General features: G+C 59.2%; 16 protein-coding genes. 14 read left to right on the top strand and 2 right to left on the bottom strand.

Annotation, left to right across the window (positions count from 1 at the left end; genetic code table 11):
• Window positions 1-141 precede the first annotated feature (141 nt).
• The 10 genes from rpoB (at window position 142) to tuf (ending at window position 16,042) form a co-directional block, all read left to right on the top strand.
• Entirely contained in the window at window positions 142-4,278 is a 4,137-nt protein-coding gene (rpoB, locus tag Q1A07_RS12030; RefSeq protein WP_299781006.1) for a DNA-directed RNA polymerase subunit beta, read from the top strand.
• An 89-nt stretch (window positions 4,279-4,367) separates the two neighbouring features.
• Window positions 4,368-8,612, top strand: a complete 4,245-nt coding sequence (rpoC, locus tag Q1A07_RS12035) for a DNA-directed RNA polymerase subunit beta' (RefSeq protein ID WP_299781008.1) — start codon at window positions 4,368-4,370, stop codon at window positions 8,610-8,612.
• 197 nt (window positions 8,613-8,809) lie between these two features.
• Window positions 8,810-9,160, top strand: a complete 351-nt coding sequence (locus Q1A07_RS12040) for a hypothetical protein (RefSeq protein WP_299781010.1) — start codon at window positions 8,810-8,812, stop codon at window positions 9,158-9,160.
• A 3-nt stretch (window positions 9,161-9,163) separates the two neighbouring features.
• The gene (locus Q1A07_RS12045; RefSeq protein ID WP_299781012.1) at window positions 9,164-10,396 is read left to right on the top strand and encodes a biotin/lipoyl-binding protein; all 1,233 of its coding nucleotides are present in this window, start codon (window positions 9,164-9,166) and stop codon (window positions 10,394-10,396) included.
• Between the two features lie 70 nt (window positions 10,397-10,466).
• A complete protein-coding gene (locus Q1A07_RS12050; RefSeq protein ID WP_299781014.1) occupies window positions 10,467-11,333 on the top strand; it encodes a DMT family transporter in 867 nt (288 codons plus the stop codon).
• 117 nt (window positions 11,334-11,450) lie between these two features.
• Window positions 11,451-11,633: a hypothetical protein gene (locus tag Q1A07_RS12055; protein WP_299781016.1), complete on the top strand. Its 183-nt coding sequence runs from the start codon at window positions 11,451-11,453 to the stop codon at window positions 11,631-11,633.
• A gap of 116 nt (window positions 11,634-11,749) precedes the next feature.
• Window positions 11,750-12,121: a 30S ribosomal protein S12 gene (gene rpsL / locus Q1A07_RS12060; protein WP_011570072.1), complete on the top strand. Its 372-nt coding sequence runs from the start codon at window positions 11,750-11,752 to the stop codon at window positions 12,119-12,121.
• A 12-nt stretch (window positions 12,122-12,133) separates the two neighbouring features.
• Window positions 12,134-12,604, top strand: a complete 471-nt coding sequence (gene rpsG, locus Q1A07_RS12065; protein ID WP_195819724.1) for a 30S ribosomal protein S7 — start codon at window positions 12,134-12,136, stop codon at window positions 12,602-12,604.
• A 66-nt stretch (window positions 12,605-12,670) separates the two neighbouring features.
• Window positions 12,671-14,788, top strand: a complete 2,118-nt coding sequence (gene fusA / locus Q1A07_RS12070) for an elongation factor G (protein WP_299781018.1) — start codon at window positions 12,671-12,673, stop codon at window positions 14,786-14,788.
• A 78-nt stretch (window positions 14,789-14,866) separates the two neighbouring features.
• Window positions 14,867-16,042, top strand: coding sequence for an elongation factor Tu (tuf, locus tag Q1A07_RS12075; RefSeq protein WP_299780988.1), 1,176 nt, complete (start codon window positions 14,867-14,869; stop codon window positions 16,040-16,042).
• A 146-nt stretch (window positions 16,043-16,188) separates the two neighbouring features.
• Here tuf and Q1A07_RS12080 read toward each other — a convergent pair whose 3' ends face one another.
• Together Q1A07_RS12080 and Q1A07_RS12085 are read right to left on the bottom strand one after the other, a co-directional pair.
• The gene (locus tag Q1A07_RS12080) at window positions 16,189-16,530 is read right to left on the bottom strand and encodes a hypothetical protein (protein ID WP_299781021.1); all 342 of its coding nucleotides are present in this window, start codon (window positions 16,528-16,530) and stop codon (window positions 16,189-16,191) included.
• Between the two features lie 195 nt (window positions 16,531-16,725).
• Window positions 16,726-17,379 carry a hypothetical protein gene (locus Q1A07_RS12085; protein ID WP_299781023.1) on the bottom strand — a complete coding sequence of 218 codons (654 nt, stop codon included), beginning with the start codon at window positions 17,377-17,379 and terminating at the stop codon, window positions 16,726-16,728.
• Between Q1A07_RS12085 and rpsJ the strand changes: the two genes are divergently transcribed.
• From rpsJ to Q1A07_RS12105, 4 genes are read left to right on the top strand one after another with little or no spacing between them, the layout of a single operon-like run.
• A complete protein-coding gene (gene rpsJ, locus Q1A07_RS12090) occupies window positions 17,378-17,698 on the top strand; it encodes a 30S ribosomal protein S10 (protein WP_195819727.1) in 321 nt (106 codons plus the stop codon). The two genes, Q1A07_RS12085 and rpsJ, sit on opposite strands and share 2 nt — an antisense overlap.
• Window positions 17,699-17,716: 18 nt before the next feature.
• A complete protein-coding gene (gene rplC / locus Q1A07_RS12095) occupies window positions 17,717-18,592 on the top strand; it encodes a 50S ribosomal protein L3 (RefSeq protein WP_299781025.1) in 876 nt (291 codons plus the stop codon).
• Window positions 18,589-19,206: a 50S ribosomal protein L4 gene (gene rplD, locus Q1A07_RS12100; protein WP_299781027.1), complete on the top strand. Its 618-nt coding sequence runs from the start codon at window positions 18,589-18,591 to the stop codon at window positions 19,204-19,206. The genes rplC and rplD overlap by 4 nt, the downstream gene beginning before the upstream one ends.
• Complete coding sequence (locus tag Q1A07_RS12105) at window positions 19,203-19,499, top strand: 50S ribosomal protein L23 (RefSeq protein ID WP_298974888.1); 297 nt, start codon at window positions 19,203-19,205, stop codon at window positions 19,497-19,499. The genes rplD and Q1A07_RS12105 overlap by 4 nt, the downstream gene beginning before the upstream one ends.
• Window positions 19,500-19,701: the final 202 nt, after the last annotated feature.

The following is a 19,701-nucleotide window of genomic DNA, read 5'->3' on the forward strand; positions in this document are numbered from 1 at the left end:
CCAAGATGCGGTTCAATGGTCGGGAGGGCGCCGGTGGGACGGTGCTCACGAATAGACCGAAACGTATCGTCTCGTATGGGCGAGGTGCCGTGGCCCGACGGCCTCCTCGACCGGTGAGAACTCTGAAAGGTGACACCTGATATGGCTCAATCGTTCCTTGGCCAGAAACGTCTACGTAAATATTATGGCAAAATCCGCGAAGTGCTGGAGATGCCGAACCTCATCGAGGTGCAGAAATCCTCGTATGATCTCTTCCTGAACTCCGGCGATGCCGACGTCCCCACGGACGGCGAAGGCATCACGGGTGTGTTCCAGTCGGTCTTCCCGATCAAGGACTTCAACGAGACCTCCGTACTTGAGTACGTCAAGTACGAGCTGGAAAAGCCAAAATACGATGTGGAGGAGTGTCAGCAGCGTGACATGACATACAGCGCGCCCTTGAAGGTGACGCTGCGCCTCATCGTATTCGATGTGGACGAAGACACCGGCGCAAAATCTGTGAAGGATATCAAGGAACAGGATGTCTTCATGGGCGACATGCCTCTGATGACACCCAACGGCACTTTTGTCGTGAACGGCACCGAGCGGGTGATTGTCTCCCAGATGCACCGCTCCCCCGGCGTGTTCTTTGATCACGACAAGGGCAAGACGCACTCCTCCGGCAAACTGCTCTTTGCCTGCCGCATCATCCCCTATCGCGGCAGCTGGCTGGACTTTGAATTCGACGCCAAGGACATCGTCTTTGCGCGCATCGACCGTCGCCGCAAATTGCCTGTGACAACGCTCCTTTACGCTCTTGGTCTCGACCAGGAAGCGATCATGGACGCCTATTACAACACCGTCACCTACAAGCTGAAGAAGAACAAGGGCTGGGTCGCCCCGTTCTTCCCGGACCGTGTGCGCGGCACCCGCCCGACCTATGATCTGGTCGATGCGAAAACCGGTGAAGTGCTGTTTGAGCAGGGCAAGAAAGTCACCCCGCGCGCGGTCAAGCAGTTGATCGACGACGGCAAGGTGACCGAACTCTTGCTGCCCTACGAGCACATCGCGGGCAAGTTCGTCTCCAAGGACATCATCAACGAAGAAAACGGTGCCATCTACGTCGAAGCCGGGGATGAGCTGACGCTGGAGTACGACAAGGACGGCACGCTGATCGGTGGCACCGCGAAGGAGTTGATCGACGCAGGCATCACCGAGATCCCCGTGCTCGACATTGATAACGTCAACGTCGGCCCCTACATGCGCAACACCATGGCGCAGGACAAGAACATGAACCGCGACACCGCGCTCATGGACATCTACCGCGTCATGCGTCCGGGCGAGCCGCCCACCGTCGAAGCTGCCTCAGCGCTCTTCGACACGCTGTTCTTTGACAGCGAGCGCTATGACTTGTCGGCCGTTGGTCGCGTGAAAATGAACATGCGTCTGGCCCTCGATGCAGAAGATACCCAGCGCACGCTACGCCGCGAGGATATCGTTGCCTGCATCAAAGCGCTGGTGGATCTGCGCGACGGGCGTGGCGACATTGACGACATCGACCACCTCGGCAACCGCCGGGTGCGTTCGGTCGGTGAGCTGATGGAGAACCAGTACCGCGTGGGTCTGCTGCGCATGGAGCGCGCGATCAAGGAGCGGATGTCCTCCGTCGAAATCGACACGGTCATGCCGCAGGATCTGATCAACGCCAAACCGGCTGCGGCCGCCGTGCGTGAATTCTTCGGCTCCTCGCAGCTCAGCCAGTTCATGGACCAAACCAACCCGCTGTCGGAAGTGACCCACAAGCGTCGTCTTTCGGCGCTTGGGCCGGGCGGTCTGACTCGCGAACGAGCAGGCTTCGAGGTCCGGGACGTGCACGCCACGCACTATGGCCGGATGTGCCCGATTGAGACGCCGGAAGGCCCGAACATCGGTCTGATCAACTCGCTGGCAACCTTTGCGCGTGTGAACAAATACGGCTTCATCGAAACGCCCTATCGCAAGGTCGAAGGCGGCAAGGTGACGGACGAAGTACACTACATGTCCGCCACCGAAGAGCAGCGGCACACCGTTGCTCAGGCCAACGCCTCGATCGACGAGGGCGGCAAGTTCACCAATGAGTTCGTGAACACGCGCCAATCGGGGGAATACACGCTCGCACCCAGCGAGAGTGTTGATCTGATCGACGTCTCGCCGAAACAGCTGGTTTCGGTCGCGGCCTCGCTCATTCCGTTCCTGGAAAATGACGACGCCAACCGCGCCCTGATGGGCTCGAACATGCAACGCCAGGCGGTGCCACTTTTGCAGGCTGAGGCCCCGCTCGTTGGGACAGGCATCGAAGAAGTTGTGGCCCGCGACTCTGGTGCTGCGATTATGGCGAAACGCGCCGGCGTGATCGACCAAGTTGACGCCAGCCGGATCGTGATCCGCGCGACCGAAGACCTCGAACTGGGCGATGCGGGTGTGGACATCTACCGCATGCGCAAATTCCAGCGTTCGAACCAGAACACCTGCATCAACCAGCGTCCGCTGGTGAAGGTGGGTGACACGGTGCGCAAGGGGCAGGTGGTTGCCGATGGTCCGTCGACGGATATGGGGGAACTGGCGCTCGGCAAGAACGTCGTCGTCGCCTTCATGCCGTGGAATGGCTACAACTATGAAGACTCCATTCTGATCTCCGAGCGGATTGCCCGTGACGACGTCTTCACCTCGATCCACATCGAGGAATTTGAAGTCGCCGCGCGTGACACCAAGCTTGGGCCGGAAGAGATCACCCGCGATATTCCGAACGTCGGTGAGGAAGCCCTGCGCAACCTCGACGAGGCAGGCATCGTCTACATCGGTGCCGATGTGGAGCCGGGCGATATCCTCGTCGGCAAGATCACCCCGAAGGGCGAAAGCCCGATGACGCCGGAGGAGAAACTCCTGCGCGCCATCTTCGGTGAGAAGGCCTCGGACGTGCGCGATACCTCGCTGCGTGTGAAGCCGGGTGATTTCGGCACGGTCGTGGAAGTGCGCGTCTTCAACCGCCACGGTGTGGAGAAAGACGAGCGTGCGCTGCAGATTGAGCGGGAAGAGGTCGAACGTCTGGCCCGTGACCGGGACGACGAGATGGCGATCCTTGATCGTAACATCTATGCGCGTCTCAAGGGCATGATCCTCGGCAAGACTGCGGTCAAAGGCCCGAAAGGCGTGTCCGCGAACTCCGAGATCACCGAGGATCTGCTGGAAATGCTGACCCGTGGTCAGTGGTGGCAGCTCGCGCTCAAGGACGAAGCCGACGCGCAGGTGGTCGAGGCTCTGAACGAGCAATACGAGATCCAGAAACGTGCCCTTGATGCACGCTTTGAGGATAAGGTCGAGAAAGTCCGCCGTGGCGACGATCTGCCCCCGGGCGTGATGAAGATGGTCAAGGTCTTCGTCGCGGTGAAGCGCAAGCTGCAGCCGGGCGACAAGATGGCCGGACGTCACGGCAACAAGGGTGTGATCTCCAAGGTGGTGCCGATGGAGGACATGCCGTTCCTCGCCGATGGCACCCCGGTCGACTTCTGCCTCAACCCGCTGGGCGTGCCTTCGCGCATGAACGTCGGGCAGATTCTCGAGACCCACATGGGCTGGGCCGCGCGCGGTCTGGGTATCAATGTGGACGAGGCGCTGCAGGAATACCGTCGCTCCGGCGATCTGACCCCAGTGCGCGACGCGCTGCATCATGCCTATGGCGAGGATGTCTATGACGAAGGCATTGCTGGTCTGGCAGAAGACTTGCTGATCGAAGCGGCCAGCAACGTCACACGCGGTGTGCCGATTGCCACGCCGGTCTTCGACGGGGCCAAGGAAGCGGACGTGAATGATGCGCTGACCCGCGCGGGTTTCGACAGTTCCGGCCAATCGGTGCTGTTCGACGGGCGCACGGGCGAGCAATTTGCCCGTCCCGTGACCGTGGGCGTGAAGTATCTGCTCAAGCTGCACCACCTGGTGGATGACAAGATCCACGCGCGTTCGACCGGGCCTTACAGCCTCGTCACCCAGCAGCCGCTGGGCGGTAAAGCGCAGTTCGGGGGCCAGCGCTTTGGGGAAATGGAGGTCTGGGCGCTCGAAGCCTATGGCGCCGCCTACACCCTGCAGGAGATGCTGACCGTGAAATCGGACGACGTGGCCGGACGGACGAAAGTCTACGAAAGCATCGTCAAAGGCGAGGACAACTTCGAAGCGGGCGTGCCCGAAAGCTTCAACGTTCTGGTCAAAGAAGTCCGCGGCCTCGGCCTCAACATGGAACTCCTGGATGCGGAGGAGGACGAGTAACGGTGGCCCAAAGGCCCACCCTACCTGCCTGCGGGTAAGGTGGGCTTTAGGGCACCATCCTCCCACGCACCCCTTTCAAGGATTTGAAAATGAACCAGGAACTGACAAACAACCCGTTCAACCCGCTCACACCGCCGAAGGTGTTTGACGAAATCAAGGTGTCTCTGGCTTCGCCCGAGCGCATCCTGAGCTGGTCTTTCGGGGAGATCAAAAAACCCGAGACCATCAACTATCGGACGTTCAAGCCTGAACGTGACGGTCTTTTCTGCGCGCGTATTTTTGGCCCGATCAAGGACTACGAATGCCTGTGCGGCAAGTATAAGCGCATGAAGTATCGCGGCGTTGTCTGCGAGAAATGCGGTGTCGAAGTCACGCTGCAAAAGGTCCGCCGCGAGCGGATGGGCCATATCGAGCTGGCCTCGCCCGTCGCGCACATCTGGTTCCTGAAATCGCTGCCGTCGCGCATCGGTCTCATGCTGGACATGACTCTGCGCGATCTGGAGCGGGTGCTTTACTTCGAGAACTACGTGGTGATCGAACCCGGCCTGACGGACCTCCAATACGGTCAGATGATGACCGAAGAAGAGTATATGGACGCGCAGGACGCCTACGGCATGGACGCCTTCACGGCGAACATCGGCGCCGAAGCGATCCGCGAAATGCTGGCCGCGATTGATCTGGAGCAGGAAGCCGAAACCCTGCGTGCTGATCTGAAAGAGGCCACAGGCGAGCTGAAGCCCAAGAAGATCATCAAGCGTCTGAAAGTGGTTGAGAGCTTCCTTGAATCCGGCAACCGTCCGGAGTGGATGGTGCTGACTGTCATTCCAGTCATTCCGCCAGAACTGCGCCCGCTGGTCCCGCTGGATGGCGGTCGTTTCGCGACGTCTGACCTGAACGATCTCTACCGTCGGGTGATCAACCGGAACAATCGTCTCAAGCGTCTGATCGAGCTGCGCGCGCCGGATATCATCGTCCGCAACGAAAAGCGGATGTTGCAGGAATCCGTCGATGCTCTGTTCGACAACGGTCGTCGTGGCCGCGTGATCACAGGTGCCAACAAGCGCCCGCTGAAATCGCTCTCTGACATGCTGAAAGGCAAGCAGGGTCGTTTCCGTCAGAACCTTCTGGGGAAACGCGTCGACTTCTCGGGCCGGTCGGTCATCGTCACCGGGCCGGAGCTCAAGCTGCACCAGTGTGGCCTGCCGAAGAAGATGGCCCTGGAGCTCTTCAAGCCGTTCATCTACTCGCGGCTGGAGGCCAAGGGCCTTTCCAGCACTGTGAAGCAGGCCAAGAAACTGGTCGAAAAAGAGCGCCCCGAAGTCTGGGATATCCTCGATGAGGTGATCCGCGAGCATCCGGTGATGCTGAACCGTGCGCCGACACTGCACCGTCTGGGCATTCAGGCGTTTGAACCCGTACTGATCGAAGGTAAAGCCATCCAGCTACACCCGCTCGTCTGTTCCGCGTTTAACGCCGACTTTGACGGTGACCAGATGGCCGTGCACGTGCCGCTGAGCCTTGAGGCACAGCTGGAAGCGCGTGTCCTGATGATGTCCACGAATAACGTTCTGTCGCCGGCAAACGGCGCGCCGATCATCGTTCCGTCGCAGGATATGATCCTGGGTCTCTACTACACGACCCTGGAACGTGAAGGCATGCCGGGCGAAGGCATGGTCTTCGGCTCCGTCGAGGAAGTCCAGCACGCGCTGGACGCCGGTATGGTGCACCTGCATTCCAAGATCACGGCACGTGTGCCGCAGATCGATGAGAATGGCCTTGAGGTCATGAAGCGATTTGAAACCACCCCGGGTCGGGTGCGTCTCGGCGCGCTGCTGCCGCTCAATGCCAAGGCACCGTTTGAACTGGTCAACCGTCTGCTGCGCAAGAAAGAAGTGCAGCAGGTCATCGACACCGTCTACCGTTATTGCGGTCAGAAAGAGTCGGTTATTTTCTGTGACCAGATCATGACCATGGGCTTCCGTGAGGCGTTCAAAGCCGGGATTTCCTTCGGTAAGGACGACATGCTGATCCCCGACACCAAATGGCCCATCGTCGAAGAGACGCGCGACCAGGTGAAGGACTTTGAGCAGCAGTACATGGACGGTCTGATCACCCAGGGTGAGAAGTACAACAAGGTGGTCGATGCCTGGTCGAAGTGTAACGACAAGGTCACCGACGCCATGATGGGCTCGATCTCGGCCAGCCAGAAGGACGAGGCCGGTGCTGAAATGGAGCCGAACTCGGTCTACATGATGGCACACTCCGGTGCGCGGGGCTCGGTGACGCAGATGAAGCAGCTTGGCGGGATGCGCGGCCTGATGGCCAAGCCGAACGGCGACATCATCGAAACGCCGATCATTTCGAACTTCAAGGAAGGTCTGACCGTTCTTGAATACTTCAACTCGACCCACGGTGCGCGCAAGGGTCTGTCGGATACCGCTCTGAAAACAGCGAACTCCGGCTACCTGACACGCCGCCTTGTGGACGTCGCACAGGACTGCATCGTACGCATGCCCGACTGTGGCACCGAGACGTCGATCACCGCTGTTGCGGCGGTGAATGACGGTGAGGTGGTGTCGTCCCTGTCCGAACGGGTTCTGGGTCGCGTCGTGGCCGAGGACATCCTGCGTCCGGGCACCGATGAGGTCATGCTCGCCTCTGGGACACTCATCGACGAGCGCATGGCGGATGCCATCGAAGAGGCTGGCGTGGCCTCGGCCCGTATCCGCAGCCCGCTGACCTGTGAAGCGGAAGAGGGCGTTTGTGCCATGTGCTACGGGCGTGACCTCGCGCGCGGCACCATGGTCAACACCGGTGAAGCTGTGGGCATTATTGCCGCGCAGTCCATTGGTGAGCCCGGCACGCAGCTGACGATGCGGACGTTCCACATCGGCGGTGTTGCGCAGGGTGGTCAGCAGTCCTTCCTGGAAGCCAGCCACACCGGCAAGGTCGTCTTTGAGAACGCGCAGACCCTTGAGAATGCCGCTGGCGAGATCATGGTCATGGGCCGGAACATGAAGCTGATCATTCAGGACGAAAACGGTGAAGAGCGTGCCAGCCACAAAGTCGGCTACGGTTCTAAGCTCTTCGTCAAGGATGCGCAGGACATCGTGCGGGGTGACAAGCTCTTTGAGTGGGATCCCTACACGTTGCCGATCATCGCGGAGAAGTCGGGTACGGCGAAATTCGTCGATCTGGTCAGCGGCATCGCCGTCAAGGACGAGACCGACGATGCCACCGGCATGACCCAGAAGATCGTGATCGACTGGCGCTCGGCGGCCAAGGGCAACGAGCTCAAGCCCGAGATCATCCTGGTGGGCGCAGATGGCGAGCCGGTCCGCAACGATGCGGGCAATCCGGTCACATATCCGATGTCCGTCGATGCGGTTCTGTCCATCGAGGATGGGTCCGAGATCAAGGCCGGTGATGTTGTGGCACGAATCCCGCGGGAAGGTGCCAAGACCAAGGATATCACCGGGGGTCTGCCGCGTGTGGCCGAACTCTTCGAGGCACGTCGCCCGAAGGATCACGCCATCATCGCGGAAATCGACGGCTATGTCCGTTACGGCAAGGACTATAAGAACAAGCGCCGTATCGCGATTGAAAGCTCCGAAGATCCAGACACCAAGGTCGAATACATGGTGCCCAAGGGCAAGCACATCCCGGTGGCGGAAGGTGACTTTGTCAGCAAGGGCGACTACATCATGGACGGTAACCCGGCCCCGCACGACATCCTGGCCATCATGGGTGTCGAGGCGCTGGCGGATTACATGATCGACGAGGTGCAGGACGTCTATCGCCTGCAAGGTGTGAAGATCAACGACAAGCACATCGAAGTCATCGTGCGCCAGATGCTGCAGAAGTGGGAAATCCAGGACTCTGGGGATACCACATTGCTTAAGGGCGAACACGTCGACAAGCAGGAGTTCGATCAGGCCAACGAGAAGGCGCTGAGCAAAGGTGGCCGTCCGGCACAGGGCGAACCGATCCTGCTGGGTATCACCAAGGCGTCGCTGCAGACCCGCAGCTTCATCTCGGCGGCGTCCTTCCAGGAAACCACGCGCGTTCTGACCGAAGCCTCTGTGCAGGGTAAGAAAGACAAGCTGGTCGGTCTGAAAGAGAACGTGATCGTGGGCCGTCTGATCCCGGCGGGTACCGGTGGAGCGACCATGAAGGTTCGTCGCGTGGCGCAGGATCGCGATAACGTCGTGATCGAGGCGCGCCGCGAAGAAGCGGAAGCGGCAGCCGCTCTTGCTGCGCCGGCGGAGGATGACATGGTCGGCGGCGACGTCTTCGATCAGGTGATTACACCGGATCCCGACAGCCGCGACTGACGCGATGTGAAAGAAATCAAAGCCCCCCGGCAGTTTGCACCGCCGGGGGGCTTTTTTACGCGCATCTGGAAGGTCCGCGCGCCGGGCTGGTGGGCGCGGATCAGAAAACTGTGGCTCAAACCGGTTTTCACAGATAGCGTCCCGAGTATTGCGAACGGGACTAAAGCGCCCGCTATTTTGACTTCAGAAGGTGTTCCATGGCCGACACGCAACATCCGATGGTGCCACATCACTTGCCGCCCTATTTCGCCGGAGCCGATGGTGGCGACAGCCTCTTTACCGTCATGGTGATTTTTGTGCTTTTGCTGATCTTGCTGCTGGGTATCGCCTACTTCACCCTTCACGCCCTGCCGGAGCGCATGGCGCACAAGGGCAATAGCGCGCAACTGCAGCTGATCAGCATCCTCGCGATGCTGGCGCTTTTTACCCACAACAACCTCTTCTGGATCATCGCACTGGTGCTAGCCGCCTTCCGGCCGCCCGATCTGGTCAGCCCGCTCAACTCCATGGCGCAGTCCCTGCAAAACCTCGTCAACCGGGAGAGATAGACCATGCTAGAGGTCATCCTGTGCTCTCTCGTCACGATCCTGCCGGATTACCTGCTGCGCCGTCGCTTCCAGGGCAAGCGCTGGGGGGATCAGATCAATTTCTTCACGGTCTGGTACGAACTGCGCTGGGGCATCACTCTCTGCGCAATGTTGACGATCAGCCTGATCACCATCGTCTTCTACTACCACCCCAGCACGTCCAACGTCGCCTCCTTCTTCCGCACCGTGACAATCCTGTCGGAGCAGGGCGGGCGGGTCTCCGACATCTATGTCGAGATCAACTCCGAGGTCGCGGCGGGTGATCCAATCTTCAAGCTCGACAGCAGCAGCCAGGAAGCCGCCGCCGAAACAGCGCGCCGTCAGATCGCCGAGGTCGACGCGGGCCTTGTGCTGGCGCAAGCGCAACGTGCCTCTGCTGTCGGCACTTTGGATCAGGCCATGTCCGCCTTTGAACAGACCCGTGAAGATCTGGAGCGCCGACGCGCTTTGCGGGCCCAGGGCTCTGCCGCGGTCAGTGACCGCGATGTTGAGCTTCTGGAAAATGAGCTGGGCGCCCGGCAAGGTGAGGTCGATGCGGCGCGCGCCGGGGTCGCGGCGGTAGATGCGCAAATCACCGTTCAACTGCCTGCACAGCGTGCGACTGCGGACGCGGCGCTCGCGCAGGCGCAAAACGAAATCGAAAAGCTGACCGTCTATGCCGGTGTCGATGGCACCATTGAACAGTTTACGCTGCGGGTCGGCGACATCGTGAGCCCGGTGTTGCGCCCGGCGGGCATTCTCGTGCCCTCGGAGGCTGGCCGGAACCGGTTCCAGGCGGGCTTCCCGCAAATTTCCGCGCAGGTGGTCAAGGCAGGCGGGGTGGCGGAGATCATGTGCATCTCCAAACCCTTCACGGTCATCCCGATGGTTATCACGGAGGTACAGGACGTGATCGCGGCGGGGCAGGTGCGCCCGTCGGACCGGCTGGGCGATGCGCAGGCCATGGGCGCGCCCGGCACGATCACCGCGTTCATGGAGCCGATCTACCCCGGCCAAACCGACGACATCCCGCCCGGCAGCCGCTGCCTTGCCAACGCCTACACCTACAATCACGCGTTGCTGGAAGACCCCGAGCTCGGGTTTGGGCGGCGCATCTTCCTGCATGTGGTCGATACGGTCGGCGTGGTGCATGCGGCAGGGCTGCGCATCAGGTCGCTGTTGTTGCCGTTGCAGACATTGGTTTTCACCGGCCACTAGAGAGCTGCGCGCCGCTTGGGCGCCGGGAGCGAAAAAGGTTTTGAACACCGGTCTATCAAACACGAGCACCATGTCGCCGAACCTTGCTGGTGCGCTGTTGATGATGGCTTCGATGGCCTGTTTCACCATCAACGACGCGCTGATCAAAATGACCGGTGGGGCGTTGCCGCTGTTCCAGCTGCTGGTTTTGCGCGGGGTTCTGGCGAGTTTGCTGATTGCACTTCTGGCATGGTCACGCGGCGCTTTCCGGCCCCGTGTTGCACCGCAAGACTGGTTCTGGATCGGCTTCCGCTCGCTTTCGGAAGTCGGGGCGGCGTATTTCTTCATCACCGCCCTTCTGAATATGCCGCTGGCCAATATCACGGCCATTCTGCAGGTTCTGCCGCTGACGGTGACACTTGGGTCTGCCCTGTTTTTCCGCGAAGCCGTGGGCTGGCGCCGGATGAGCGCCATTGCAATCGGGTTCTGCGGCATGCTGTTGATCGTGCGCCCGGGGCCTGATGGGTTCACGCTATGGTCGCTGTACGCGCTGATTGCCGTGCTCTGTGTCACGGCACGCGATCTCTCCACACGGCGACTGTCCTCGCACGTGCCTTCGCTCCTCGTGACCTTCTCGGCATCTCTCATGGTGCTGGTGGCGGCAGCGCTTGCGTCACTTTCCATCGACTGGGTTCCGGTTTCGACACAACTGGGCACGCTGATTGCTGCGTCGTCGCTCTTCATCGTCGGTGGGTACTACTTCAGCGTCCAGGTGATGCGGGCGGGAGATGTCTCCTTCATTGCGCCCTTCCGGTACACAGGACTGATCTGGGCGCTCGTTCTGGGATGGCTGGTGTTTGGCGACTGGCCCAGTACGCTGACACTTCTGGGCGCGGGCATCATCGTGGCGACGGGGCTCTTCACGCTCTACAGGGAGCGGAGCCAGATGCGGCGATGACTGCCTGTGGACGGCGCGCTCGGACCGGTCTGTTGCAAGCCGCAAGTCCAGCCTTCTCCGCTGGCAAAAACAGGGAGGTGCCAAGCACCGGATAACAGGGGTGCGCCTGTTGACACCATGCGCGACTCCTTCTATACGCCGCTCATCTCGACGGCAGGGTTCAACCTGCGCGCCGAAATCAGAACTGAAGTGGTCACGATCCGGCCCCCTATCGGCCCGATCCTCTGTAAACCCACCGCGTCGTTTTCCTCGGTACGGAAACGTGGCGGTCTTTTGGTATTGCGCCATCGGCGCATGTAAATCGTAGCGCCATCGGCGCATGAGCATTGCAGGCGGACGCGTCTGTGAGAGAGTTTCAACCGCATGGGGGTCGTCCTCGTGCACACATATGTGAGCAACACGGGGAAAGAACCGGAATGCCAACGATCCAACAGCTGATCCGCAAGCCGCGGCAGCCTAAAATCAAACGTTCAAAGTCCATGCACCTGCAGGAATGCCCGCAGAAGCGTGGCGTTTGTACGCGTGTCTACACCACCACACCGAAGAAGCCGAACTCGGCGATGCGGAAAGTGGCCAAGGTCCGTCTGACCAATGGCTTCGAGGTGATCAGCTACATCCCGGGCGAGAGCCACAACCTTCAGGAACACTCCGTGGTTCTGATCCGTGGCGGCCGTGTCAAAGACCTTCCCGGTGTCCGTTACCACATCCTGCGTGGTGTTCTGGATACCCAAGGCGTCAAAGACCGTAAGCAACGTCGTTCGAAGTACGGCGCGAAGCGTCCGAAGTAAGAGGAATAGAGAATGTCCCGTCGCCACGCAGCCGAAAAACGCGAAGTCCTGCCCGACGCCAAATATGGCGATCTGGTGCTGACAAAATTCATGAACAACCTGATGATCGACGGCAAGAAGTCGGTCGCAGAACGCATCGTCTACTCTGCGCTCACCCGCGTTGAAGACAAGATCAAGCGCGCGCCCATCGAGGTGTTCCACGAAGCGCTCGACAACATCCAGCCGTCCGTCGAAGTCCGGTCGCGCCGGGTTGGTGGTGCAACCTATCAGGTGCCCGTCGAAGTGCGCCCCGAGCGCCGTCAGGCGCTGGCGATCCGCTGGTTGATCAAAGCCGCCCGTTCGCGCAACGAGAACACCATGGAAGAGCGCCTTGCCGGTGAGCTTCTGGACGCTGTTCAATCCCGCGGCACCGCGGTGAAAAAGCGCGAAGACACCCACAAGATGGCCGATGCCAACAAAGCGTTCAGCCACTACCGCTGGTAACCAAATCGTCGCGTCCCGTCCGGGGGCGCGGCAACTCGTTTTCAGATACTTCAAGGAAGCAGCCCCATGGCACGCGACTATCCGCTAGACCGCTACCGCAACTTTGGCATCATGGCTCACATCGATGCCGGCAAGACTACATGTTCCGAACGCATTCTGTACTACACAGGCAAGTCCCACAATATTGGTGAGGTGCACGATGGTGCAGCCACCATGGACTGGATGGAACAGGAGCAGGAACGCGGCATCACCATCACCTCGGCTGCGACCACGACTTTCTGGGAGCGCACAGAGGATGGCAAAACGCCTGACTCCGAAAAGCACCGCCTGAACATCATCGACACCCCCGGCCACGTGGACTTCACCATTGAAGTGGAACGTTCGCTGGCGGTTCTCGATGGTGCCGTTTGTGTTTTGGACGCCAACGCTGGCGTTGAACCGCAAACCGAAACCGTCTGGCGTCAGGCTGACCGCTACAAGGTTCCGCGCATGGTGTTCGTCAACAAGATGGACAAGATCGGCGCTGACTTCTTCAACTGCGTGAAGATGGTTGAAGACCGTACCGGCGCGCGCGCCGTGCCTGTTGGTATCCCGATTGGCGCCGAAACCGAGCTGGAAGGCTTGATTGATCTCGTGACCATGGAAGAGTGGCTGTGGCAGGGCGAAGATCTGGGTGCGTCCTGGATCAAGGCCCCGATCCGCGACAGCCTGAAAGACATGGCTGACGAGTGGCGCGGCAAGATGATCGAAGCGGCCGTCGAAATGGACGACGACGCGATGATGGAGTACCTCGAAGGCAATGAGCCTGACGTGCCGACCCTGCGCGCGCTGCTGCGCAAGGGCACGCTGGAGATTGCTTTCGTACCGGTTCTGGGTGGCTCTGCCTTCAAGAACAAAGGTGTGCAGCCGCTGCTGAACGCCGTGATTGACTATCTGCCGAGCCCGCTCGACGTGGTCGACTACATGGGCTTCAAACCGGGCGATGAAGAGGAAACCCGGAACATTGCGCGCCGTGCGGACGACAACATGGCCTTCGCTGGTCTCGCGTTCAAAATCATGAACGACCCCTTCGTGGGCTCGCTGACCTTCACACGGATCTATTCCGGCGTGCTGAACAAGGGCGACACGATGCTCAACTCCACCAAGGAGAAGAAAGAGCGCGTGGGCCGCATGATGATGATGCACTCCAACAACCGTGAAGAGATCGAAGAAGCCTTCGCGGGCGACATCATCGCGCTGGCGGGTCTGAAAGACACGACAACGGGTGACACGCTCTGCGCCGTGAATGATCCGGTGGTTCTGGAAACCATGACCTTCCCCGATCCGGTGATCGAGATCGCGGTGGAGCCGAAGACCAAGAACGACCAGGAAAAAATGTCGCAAGGTCTGGCCCGTCTGGCGGCCGAAGACCCCTCTTTCCGTGTGGAAACTGATCTGGAATCCGGTCAGACCATCATGAAGGGTATGGGCGAACTTCACCTCGACATTCTGGTCGACCGTCTGAAGCGTGAATTCAAGGTCGAGGCGAATATCGGTGCGCCGCAGGTGGCGTATCGCGAGACGATCTCGAAAGAGTACGAAGTCACCTACACGCACAAGAAACAGTCCGGTGGGTCCGGTCAGTTCGCGGAAGTGAAAATGATCCTGACGCCGACTGAGCCGGGCGAAGGTTATTCGTTTGAATCTCGTATCGTTGGTGGTGCTGTGCCCAAGGAATACATTCCGGGCGTGGAAAAGGGCATCAAGTCCGTCATGGACAGTGGCCCGCTTGCCGGCTTCCCGGTGATCGACTTCAAAGTTGCGCTGATCGACGGTAAATTCCACGATGTGGACTCCAGCGTGCTGGCCTTCGAGATCGCGGCTCGCATGGGGATGCGCGACGGCATGAAGGGCGCGGGCGCGAAACTGCTCGAGCCGATCATGAAGGTCGAAGTGATTTCGCCGGAAGACTATACCGGCAACGTCATCGGTGATCTGACATCTCGTCGTGGTCAGGTGACCGGGCAGGAGCCGCGCGGCAATGCGATTGCGATCGACGCTTTCGTTCCGCTGGCGAATATGTTCGGCTACATCAACACGCTGCGGTCGATGTCTTCGGGGCGTGCACAGTTCACTATGCAGTTCGATCACTACGATCCCGTTCCGCAGAACATCTCTGACGAGATCCAGGCAAAATTCGCTTAATTCAGTCGCCCCGATAGGGGCGGCGAAAACCAACACCGGGTGGCGCAGCCATCCACCAGAACACCTAAGGAGGCCACCATGGCAAAGGCAAAGTTTGAACGTACTAAACCGCACGTAAACATTGGCACGATTGGTCACGTTGACCACGGCAAGACGACGCTGACGGCTGCGATCACGAAGTATTTTGGCGATTTCCAGGCCTATGACCAGATCGACGGCGCGCCCGAAGAGAAAGCCCGCGGGATCACCATCTCGACGGCACACGTGGAATATGAAACCGACGCACGCCACTATGCGCACGTCGACTGCCCCGGCCACGCGGACTACGTGAAAAACATGATCACCGGTGCTGCCCAGATGGACGGCGCGATCCTGGTGGTGAACGCTGCTGACGGCCCGATGCCGCAGACGCGCGAGCACATCCTGCTCGGCCGCCAGGTCGGCATCCCGACCATGGTTGTCTACATGAACAAGGTCGACCAGGTCGATGACGAAGAGCTGCTCGAGCTGGTCGAGATGGAAATCCGCGAGCTGCTGTCCTCCTACGAATACCCCGGCGACGACATCCCGGTCATCCCCGGCTCGGCGCTGGCGGCGATGGAAGGCAACAACCCGGAGATTGGTGAGGAATCCATCAAGAAGCTGATGGCCGCCGTCGACGAGTGGATCCCGACGCCTGAGCGCGCGATCGACCAGCCGTTCCTGATGCCCGTGGAAGACGTCTTCTCGATCTCCGGCCGTGGTACTGTTGTGACCGGCCGTGTCGAGCGTGGCGTGATCAACGTGGGCGACGAGATCGAAATCGTTGGCATCAAAGACACGCAGAAGACGACCTGCACAGGTGTTGAGATGTTCCGCAAGCTGCTGGACCGCGGTGAAGCGGGCGACAACATCGGCGCGCTGCTGCGTGGCATCGACCGGGAAGCGGTCGAGCGTGGCCAGGTGCTCTGCAAGCCGGGTTCCGTGACCCCGCACACCAAGTTCGAAGCCGAAGCCTACATCCTGACCAAGGATGAGGGCGGCCGTCACACGCCGTTCTTTGCGAACTACCGCCCGCAGTTTTACTTCCGCACGACGGACGTGACCGGCACGGTTCAGCTGAACGAAGGCACCGAGATGGTGATGCCGGGCGACAACGTGAGCTTTGGCGTTGAGCTGATCGCGCCGATCGCGATGGAGAACGGTCTGCGTTTTGCGATCCGCGAAGGCGGCCGCACCGTCGGCGCCGGCGTGGTGTCCAAAATCACCGAGTAACACGGGAAGCGGGGTGAAAGCTCCGCACAATTTTGAAAAAAAGGGCCGCTCAAATTGAGCGGCCCTTCGTTTGTTCAGTGTCGGTCGCTTTTCGGACGAAGCTGCCTTTAGATACAAACAGACCAACGTCTGCTTTGACCTCAAGTCTATGGCAGATCGACCCTAAGGTGGTGAGTATGGCCGAGTAAAATATCATCACCCATACCAGTGTTGTCGTCGCCAACTCTGATCATGTGGACGACACGTTTCCCGTCAAACCGCACATTGCAAAGGGACTGAGCAATCGCCATCATCTCAAGAAAGCAAAAATCAAGCTGCTCTTTAAAATCGCCTTCTATGTTAACACCTATTCGTTCACATGTGTTCGGAATACCTGCACTTGAGCTGATAACGTAGCTTTGGCGAACTTCGTCTATCCGCTCGTCTATAACTTTTTCCCGCGCAGTATCAAAATGAACGCCCCCGGCTTTGTTAGCTATATGGCGCAAGATGTTTTCAGTCGTGAACCAAGTGTCCTGCCCGAAAGTACACTTCCGGCGGAGAAACCGGGCTGGTGGGAATTCAACATATTTGGGGATTGAAAAGTTAGCGTGTCCGGGAAACCCAGTTCTAATTTTGTAGATCGAATTTATCGGTTGTCCTTCTAGGGAAACACCACCGAGCGTATAGAACTCAACATGGTTCTACTTCTCGATGTCCGTTACGTGGGGTGCGTTGTACAGGGCAGGTAGCGTGGGCGTAACGCCCAGTGAATAAGCTAAATTCACCAGACCTTTGTCGATCAACCAACGTCGGCAAATACTGGTTGAAACATTTCGGATCCGAGATGTTTCGAAGTTCTTCGGGGCGGTCAGATTGTCAATCAGAGCCCTAATGTCGTCTCTAAGCTGTTCGACTAACTGATCACTCACTGCTACCCCCGTGAACCTTGCCGCTAAGATACGAAAAACCAAAAAGATCCACACCATTTTTCTCGGCGAATATGGCAAGAGTTTCACGGAGCCTGCTTCCGCATAGTCGACCTTGGTGGTGAGTACAGCATTCGGTACGTCTGGGCTCAGAGCCTCCTTCTGCCGCAATATCGGGCGGCAGCAAGGACGAACTGTTGTTGAAAGCAGCGTTTCTGTAATGACAATACCGGATGCGCGGCAGATATCACCCATATTCGTTCGGAAACCCCATTGCCTTTTCCTGCGACTCCCCCTAAGACGCCCAAGTCCTGAGAGGGTACGGCTGGCCGTGCCCTTTTTCAGTTCATAAAAAGACGCGATGAGGGTGTGCGATGAGCGCCCGTCCTCCTCTCCGATCTGGACCCTGATATAAAGGGTGATGCTCATGGCCGTTCAAAGCCAAAACATCCGCATCCGCCTCAAGGCGTTTGACTACCGTGTGCTGGATGCCTCCACACAAGAAATCGTCAACACCGCCAAGCGTACAGGTGCTTCCGTTCGCGGCCCGATCCCGCTGCCGAACAAAATCGAGAAGTTCACCGTTCTGCGTGGCCCGCACGTTGACAAGAAATCCCGTGACCAGTTCGAAATCCGCACGCACAAGCGTCTGCTGGATATCGTTGATCCGACCCCCCAGACCGTGGACGCGCTGATGAAGCTCGACCTGGCCGCTGGTGTGGACGTCGAGATCAAACTGCAATCATAAGCGTAGGAGGGTAATTTCATGTTGCGCTCAGGCGTTATTGCAAAAAAAGTCGGCATGACCCGGCTGTTCATGGAAGACGGCAAGCAGATCCCTGTGACCGTTCTTCAACTCGACAAGCTGCAGGTCGTGGCCCAGCGGACCGTTGAAAAGGATGGCTACACGGCCGTTCAGCTCGGCGCCGGTGTTGCCAAGGCCAAGCGGACCTCTCAGGCCATGCGCGGCCACTTCGCATCCGCGAAGGTGGAACCCAAGCGCAAGGTTGCCGAGTTCCGTGTGGATGCGGAAAACCTGATCAGTGTTGGTGAGGAAATCATCGCGGATCACTACTTTGAAGGTCAGTTCGTTGATGTGGCGGGCACGTCTATCGGTAAAGGTTTTGCCGGTGCGATGAAGCGCCACAATTTCGGTGGTCTGCGTGCCACGCACGGTGTGTCGATCTCTCACCGTTCGCACGGTTCCACCGGTCAGTGTCAGGATCCGGGCAAGGTTTTCAAAGGTAAGAAAATGGCCGGTCACATGGGTGCAGCCCGTGTCACCACGCAAAACCTGCAGGTTGTGCGCACCGATACAGACCGTGGTCTGATCATGGTCAAAGGCGCTGTGCCGGGCTCCAAAGGGGGTTGGGTCACGGTCAAGGATGCGGTCAAGAAACCATTCCCCGAGAATGCGATCCTGCCTGCCGCTTTGAAATCTGCCGCTGAAGAAGCCGCCAAAGCCGCTGAAGAAGCTGCCGCTGCCGCTGCTGCCGAGGCCGAAGCCGAAGCCAAGCGTCTGGCCGAAGAGCAAGCCGCTGCGGAAGCCGAACAGTTGAAAGCCGCAGAAGCTGAAATCGCAGCGGACAAGGCGGACGATGCGCCTGCGGCTGACGAAGACAAGAAAGAAGGTGACGCATGAAACTCGATGTCATCAAACTCGACGGCAAGAAGGCCGGTTCGGTAGACTTGGACGAGGCTTTGTTTGGCCTCGAACCCCGTGCCGACATCCTGCACCGCGTCGTCCGCTGGCAGCGTAACAACGCGCAGGCGGGTACGCATAAGGTCAAGACACGCTCCGAAGTCGACTACTCCACCAAGAAGATCTATCGCCAGAAAGGCACCGGCGGCGCACGCCACGGCGCGCGCTCTGCACCGATCTTCCGCGGGGGTGGCGTCTACAAGGGGCCGAAAGTGCGCAGCCACGGCCACGAGCTGACCAAGAAGTTCCGCAAGCTGGGTCTGTGCCACGCACTGTCCGCGAAAATGAAAGCGGGCGAGCTTGTGATTATCGACGAGGCTTCCTCCGAAGGCAAAACCGCCGCTTTGGCCAAACAGGTTGCAAACCTGGGCTGGAAACGCGCGCTGGTCATCGACGGGGCATCTGTGGACGAGAACTTCGCCCAAGCCGCGCGCAACATTGACGGTCTGGATATCCTGCCGACAATGGGCGCAAACGTATATGACATCCTCAAGCGTGACACCCTGGTGATCACGAAAGCGGGTGTCGAAGCACTGGAGGCCCGTTTGAAATGAGCGCCAAGGCAGAACATTACGATGTGATCCGCAAGCCGATCATCACCGAGAAAGCCACCATGTCGTCCGAGAACGGCGCGGTTGTCTTTGAAGTGGCGATCGACAGCAACAAGCCCCAGATCAAGGAAGCCGTAGAGGCGCTCTTTGGTGTGAAGGTCAAAGCGGTCAACACCACGATCACCAAAGGCAAAGTAAAGCGGTTCCGCGGCCAGCTCGGCAAGCGGAAGGACGTGAAGAAAGCCTACGTGACGCTGGAAGCCGGCAACACGATTGACGTGTCCACCGGTCTCTAAAAGTCTGATCAGATGTCTTACGGAACCCCGGCCTTGAAAAAGGTCGGGGTTTTGCTTTTTTGCCGACCCATCTCGCGGTGCGTGCTCCTTCTATCCTTCTCAACACGATTATCGATACGCGGGCGGTGCTCTATTGGCGATTTCTTGCCGAAGATGCCCGATCCGCAGGCCCCAGCAGTCCAGCGCATGTTGTTTCGACCTC

Source organism: uncultured Roseobacter sp., assembly GCF_947492555.1.
GTDB lineage: Bacteria > Pseudomonadota > Alphaproteobacteria > Rhodobacterales > Rhodobacteraceae > Roseobacter.

Excerpts from the sequence above, each read along its gene's own strand:
- rpoB (WP_299781006.1), top strand. The coding sequence starts at position 142 with ATGGCTCAATCGTTCCTTGGCCAGAAACGTCTACGTAAATATTATGGC.
- rpoC (WP_299781008.1), top strand. The coding sequence starts at position 4,368 with ATGAACCAGGAACTGACAAACAACCCGTTCAACCCGCTCACACCGCCG.
- Q1A07_RS12040 (WP_299781010.1), top strand. The coding sequence starts at position 8,810 with ATGGCCGACACGCAACATCCGATGGTGCCACATCACTTGCCGCCCTAT.
- Q1A07_RS12045 (WP_299781012.1), top strand. The coding sequence starts at position 9,164 with ATGCTAGAGGTCATCCTGTGCTCTCTCGTCACGATCCTGCCGGATTAC.
- Q1A07_RS12050 (WP_299781014.1), top strand. The coding sequence starts at position 10,467 with ATGTCGCCGAACCTTGCTGGTGCGCTGTTGATGATGGCTTCGATGGCC.
- Q1A07_RS12055 (WP_299781016.1), top strand. The coding sequence starts at position 11,451 with ATGCGCGACTCCTTCTATACGCCGCTCATCTCGACGGCAGGGTTCAAC.
- rpsL (WP_011570072.1), top strand. The coding sequence starts at position 11,750 with ATGCCAACGATCCAACAGCTGATCCGCAAGCCGCGGCAGCCTAAAATC.
- rpsG (WP_195819724.1), top strand. The coding sequence starts at position 12,134 with ATGTCCCGTCGCCACGCAGCCGAAAAACGCGAAGTCCTGCCCGACGCC.
- fusA (WP_299781018.1), top strand. The coding sequence starts at position 12,671 with ATGGCACGCGACTATCCGCTAGACCGCTACCGCAACTTTGGCATCATG.
- tuf (WP_299780988.1), top strand. The coding sequence starts at position 14,867 with ATGGCAAAGGCAAAGTTTGAACGTACTAAACCGCACGTAAACATTGGC.
- rpsJ (WP_195819727.1), top strand. The coding sequence starts at position 17,378 with ATGGCCGTTCAAAGCCAAAACATCCGCATCCGCCTCAAGGCGTTTGAC.
- Q1A07_RS12085 (WP_299781023.1), bottom strand. The coding sequence starts at position 17,379 with ATGAGCATCACCCTTTATATCAGGGTCCAGATCGGAGAGGAGGACGGG.
- rplC (WP_299781025.1), top strand. The coding sequence starts at position 17,717 with ATGTTGCGCTCAGGCGTTATTGCAAAAAAAGTCGGCATGACCCGGCTG.
- rplD (WP_299781027.1), top strand. The coding sequence starts at position 18,589 with ATGAAACTCGATGTCATCAAACTCGACGGCAAGAAGGCCGGTTCGGTA.
- Q1A07_RS12105 (WP_298974888.1), top strand. The coding sequence starts at position 19,203 with ATGAGCGCCAAGGCAGAACATTACGATGTGATCCGCAAGCCGATCATC.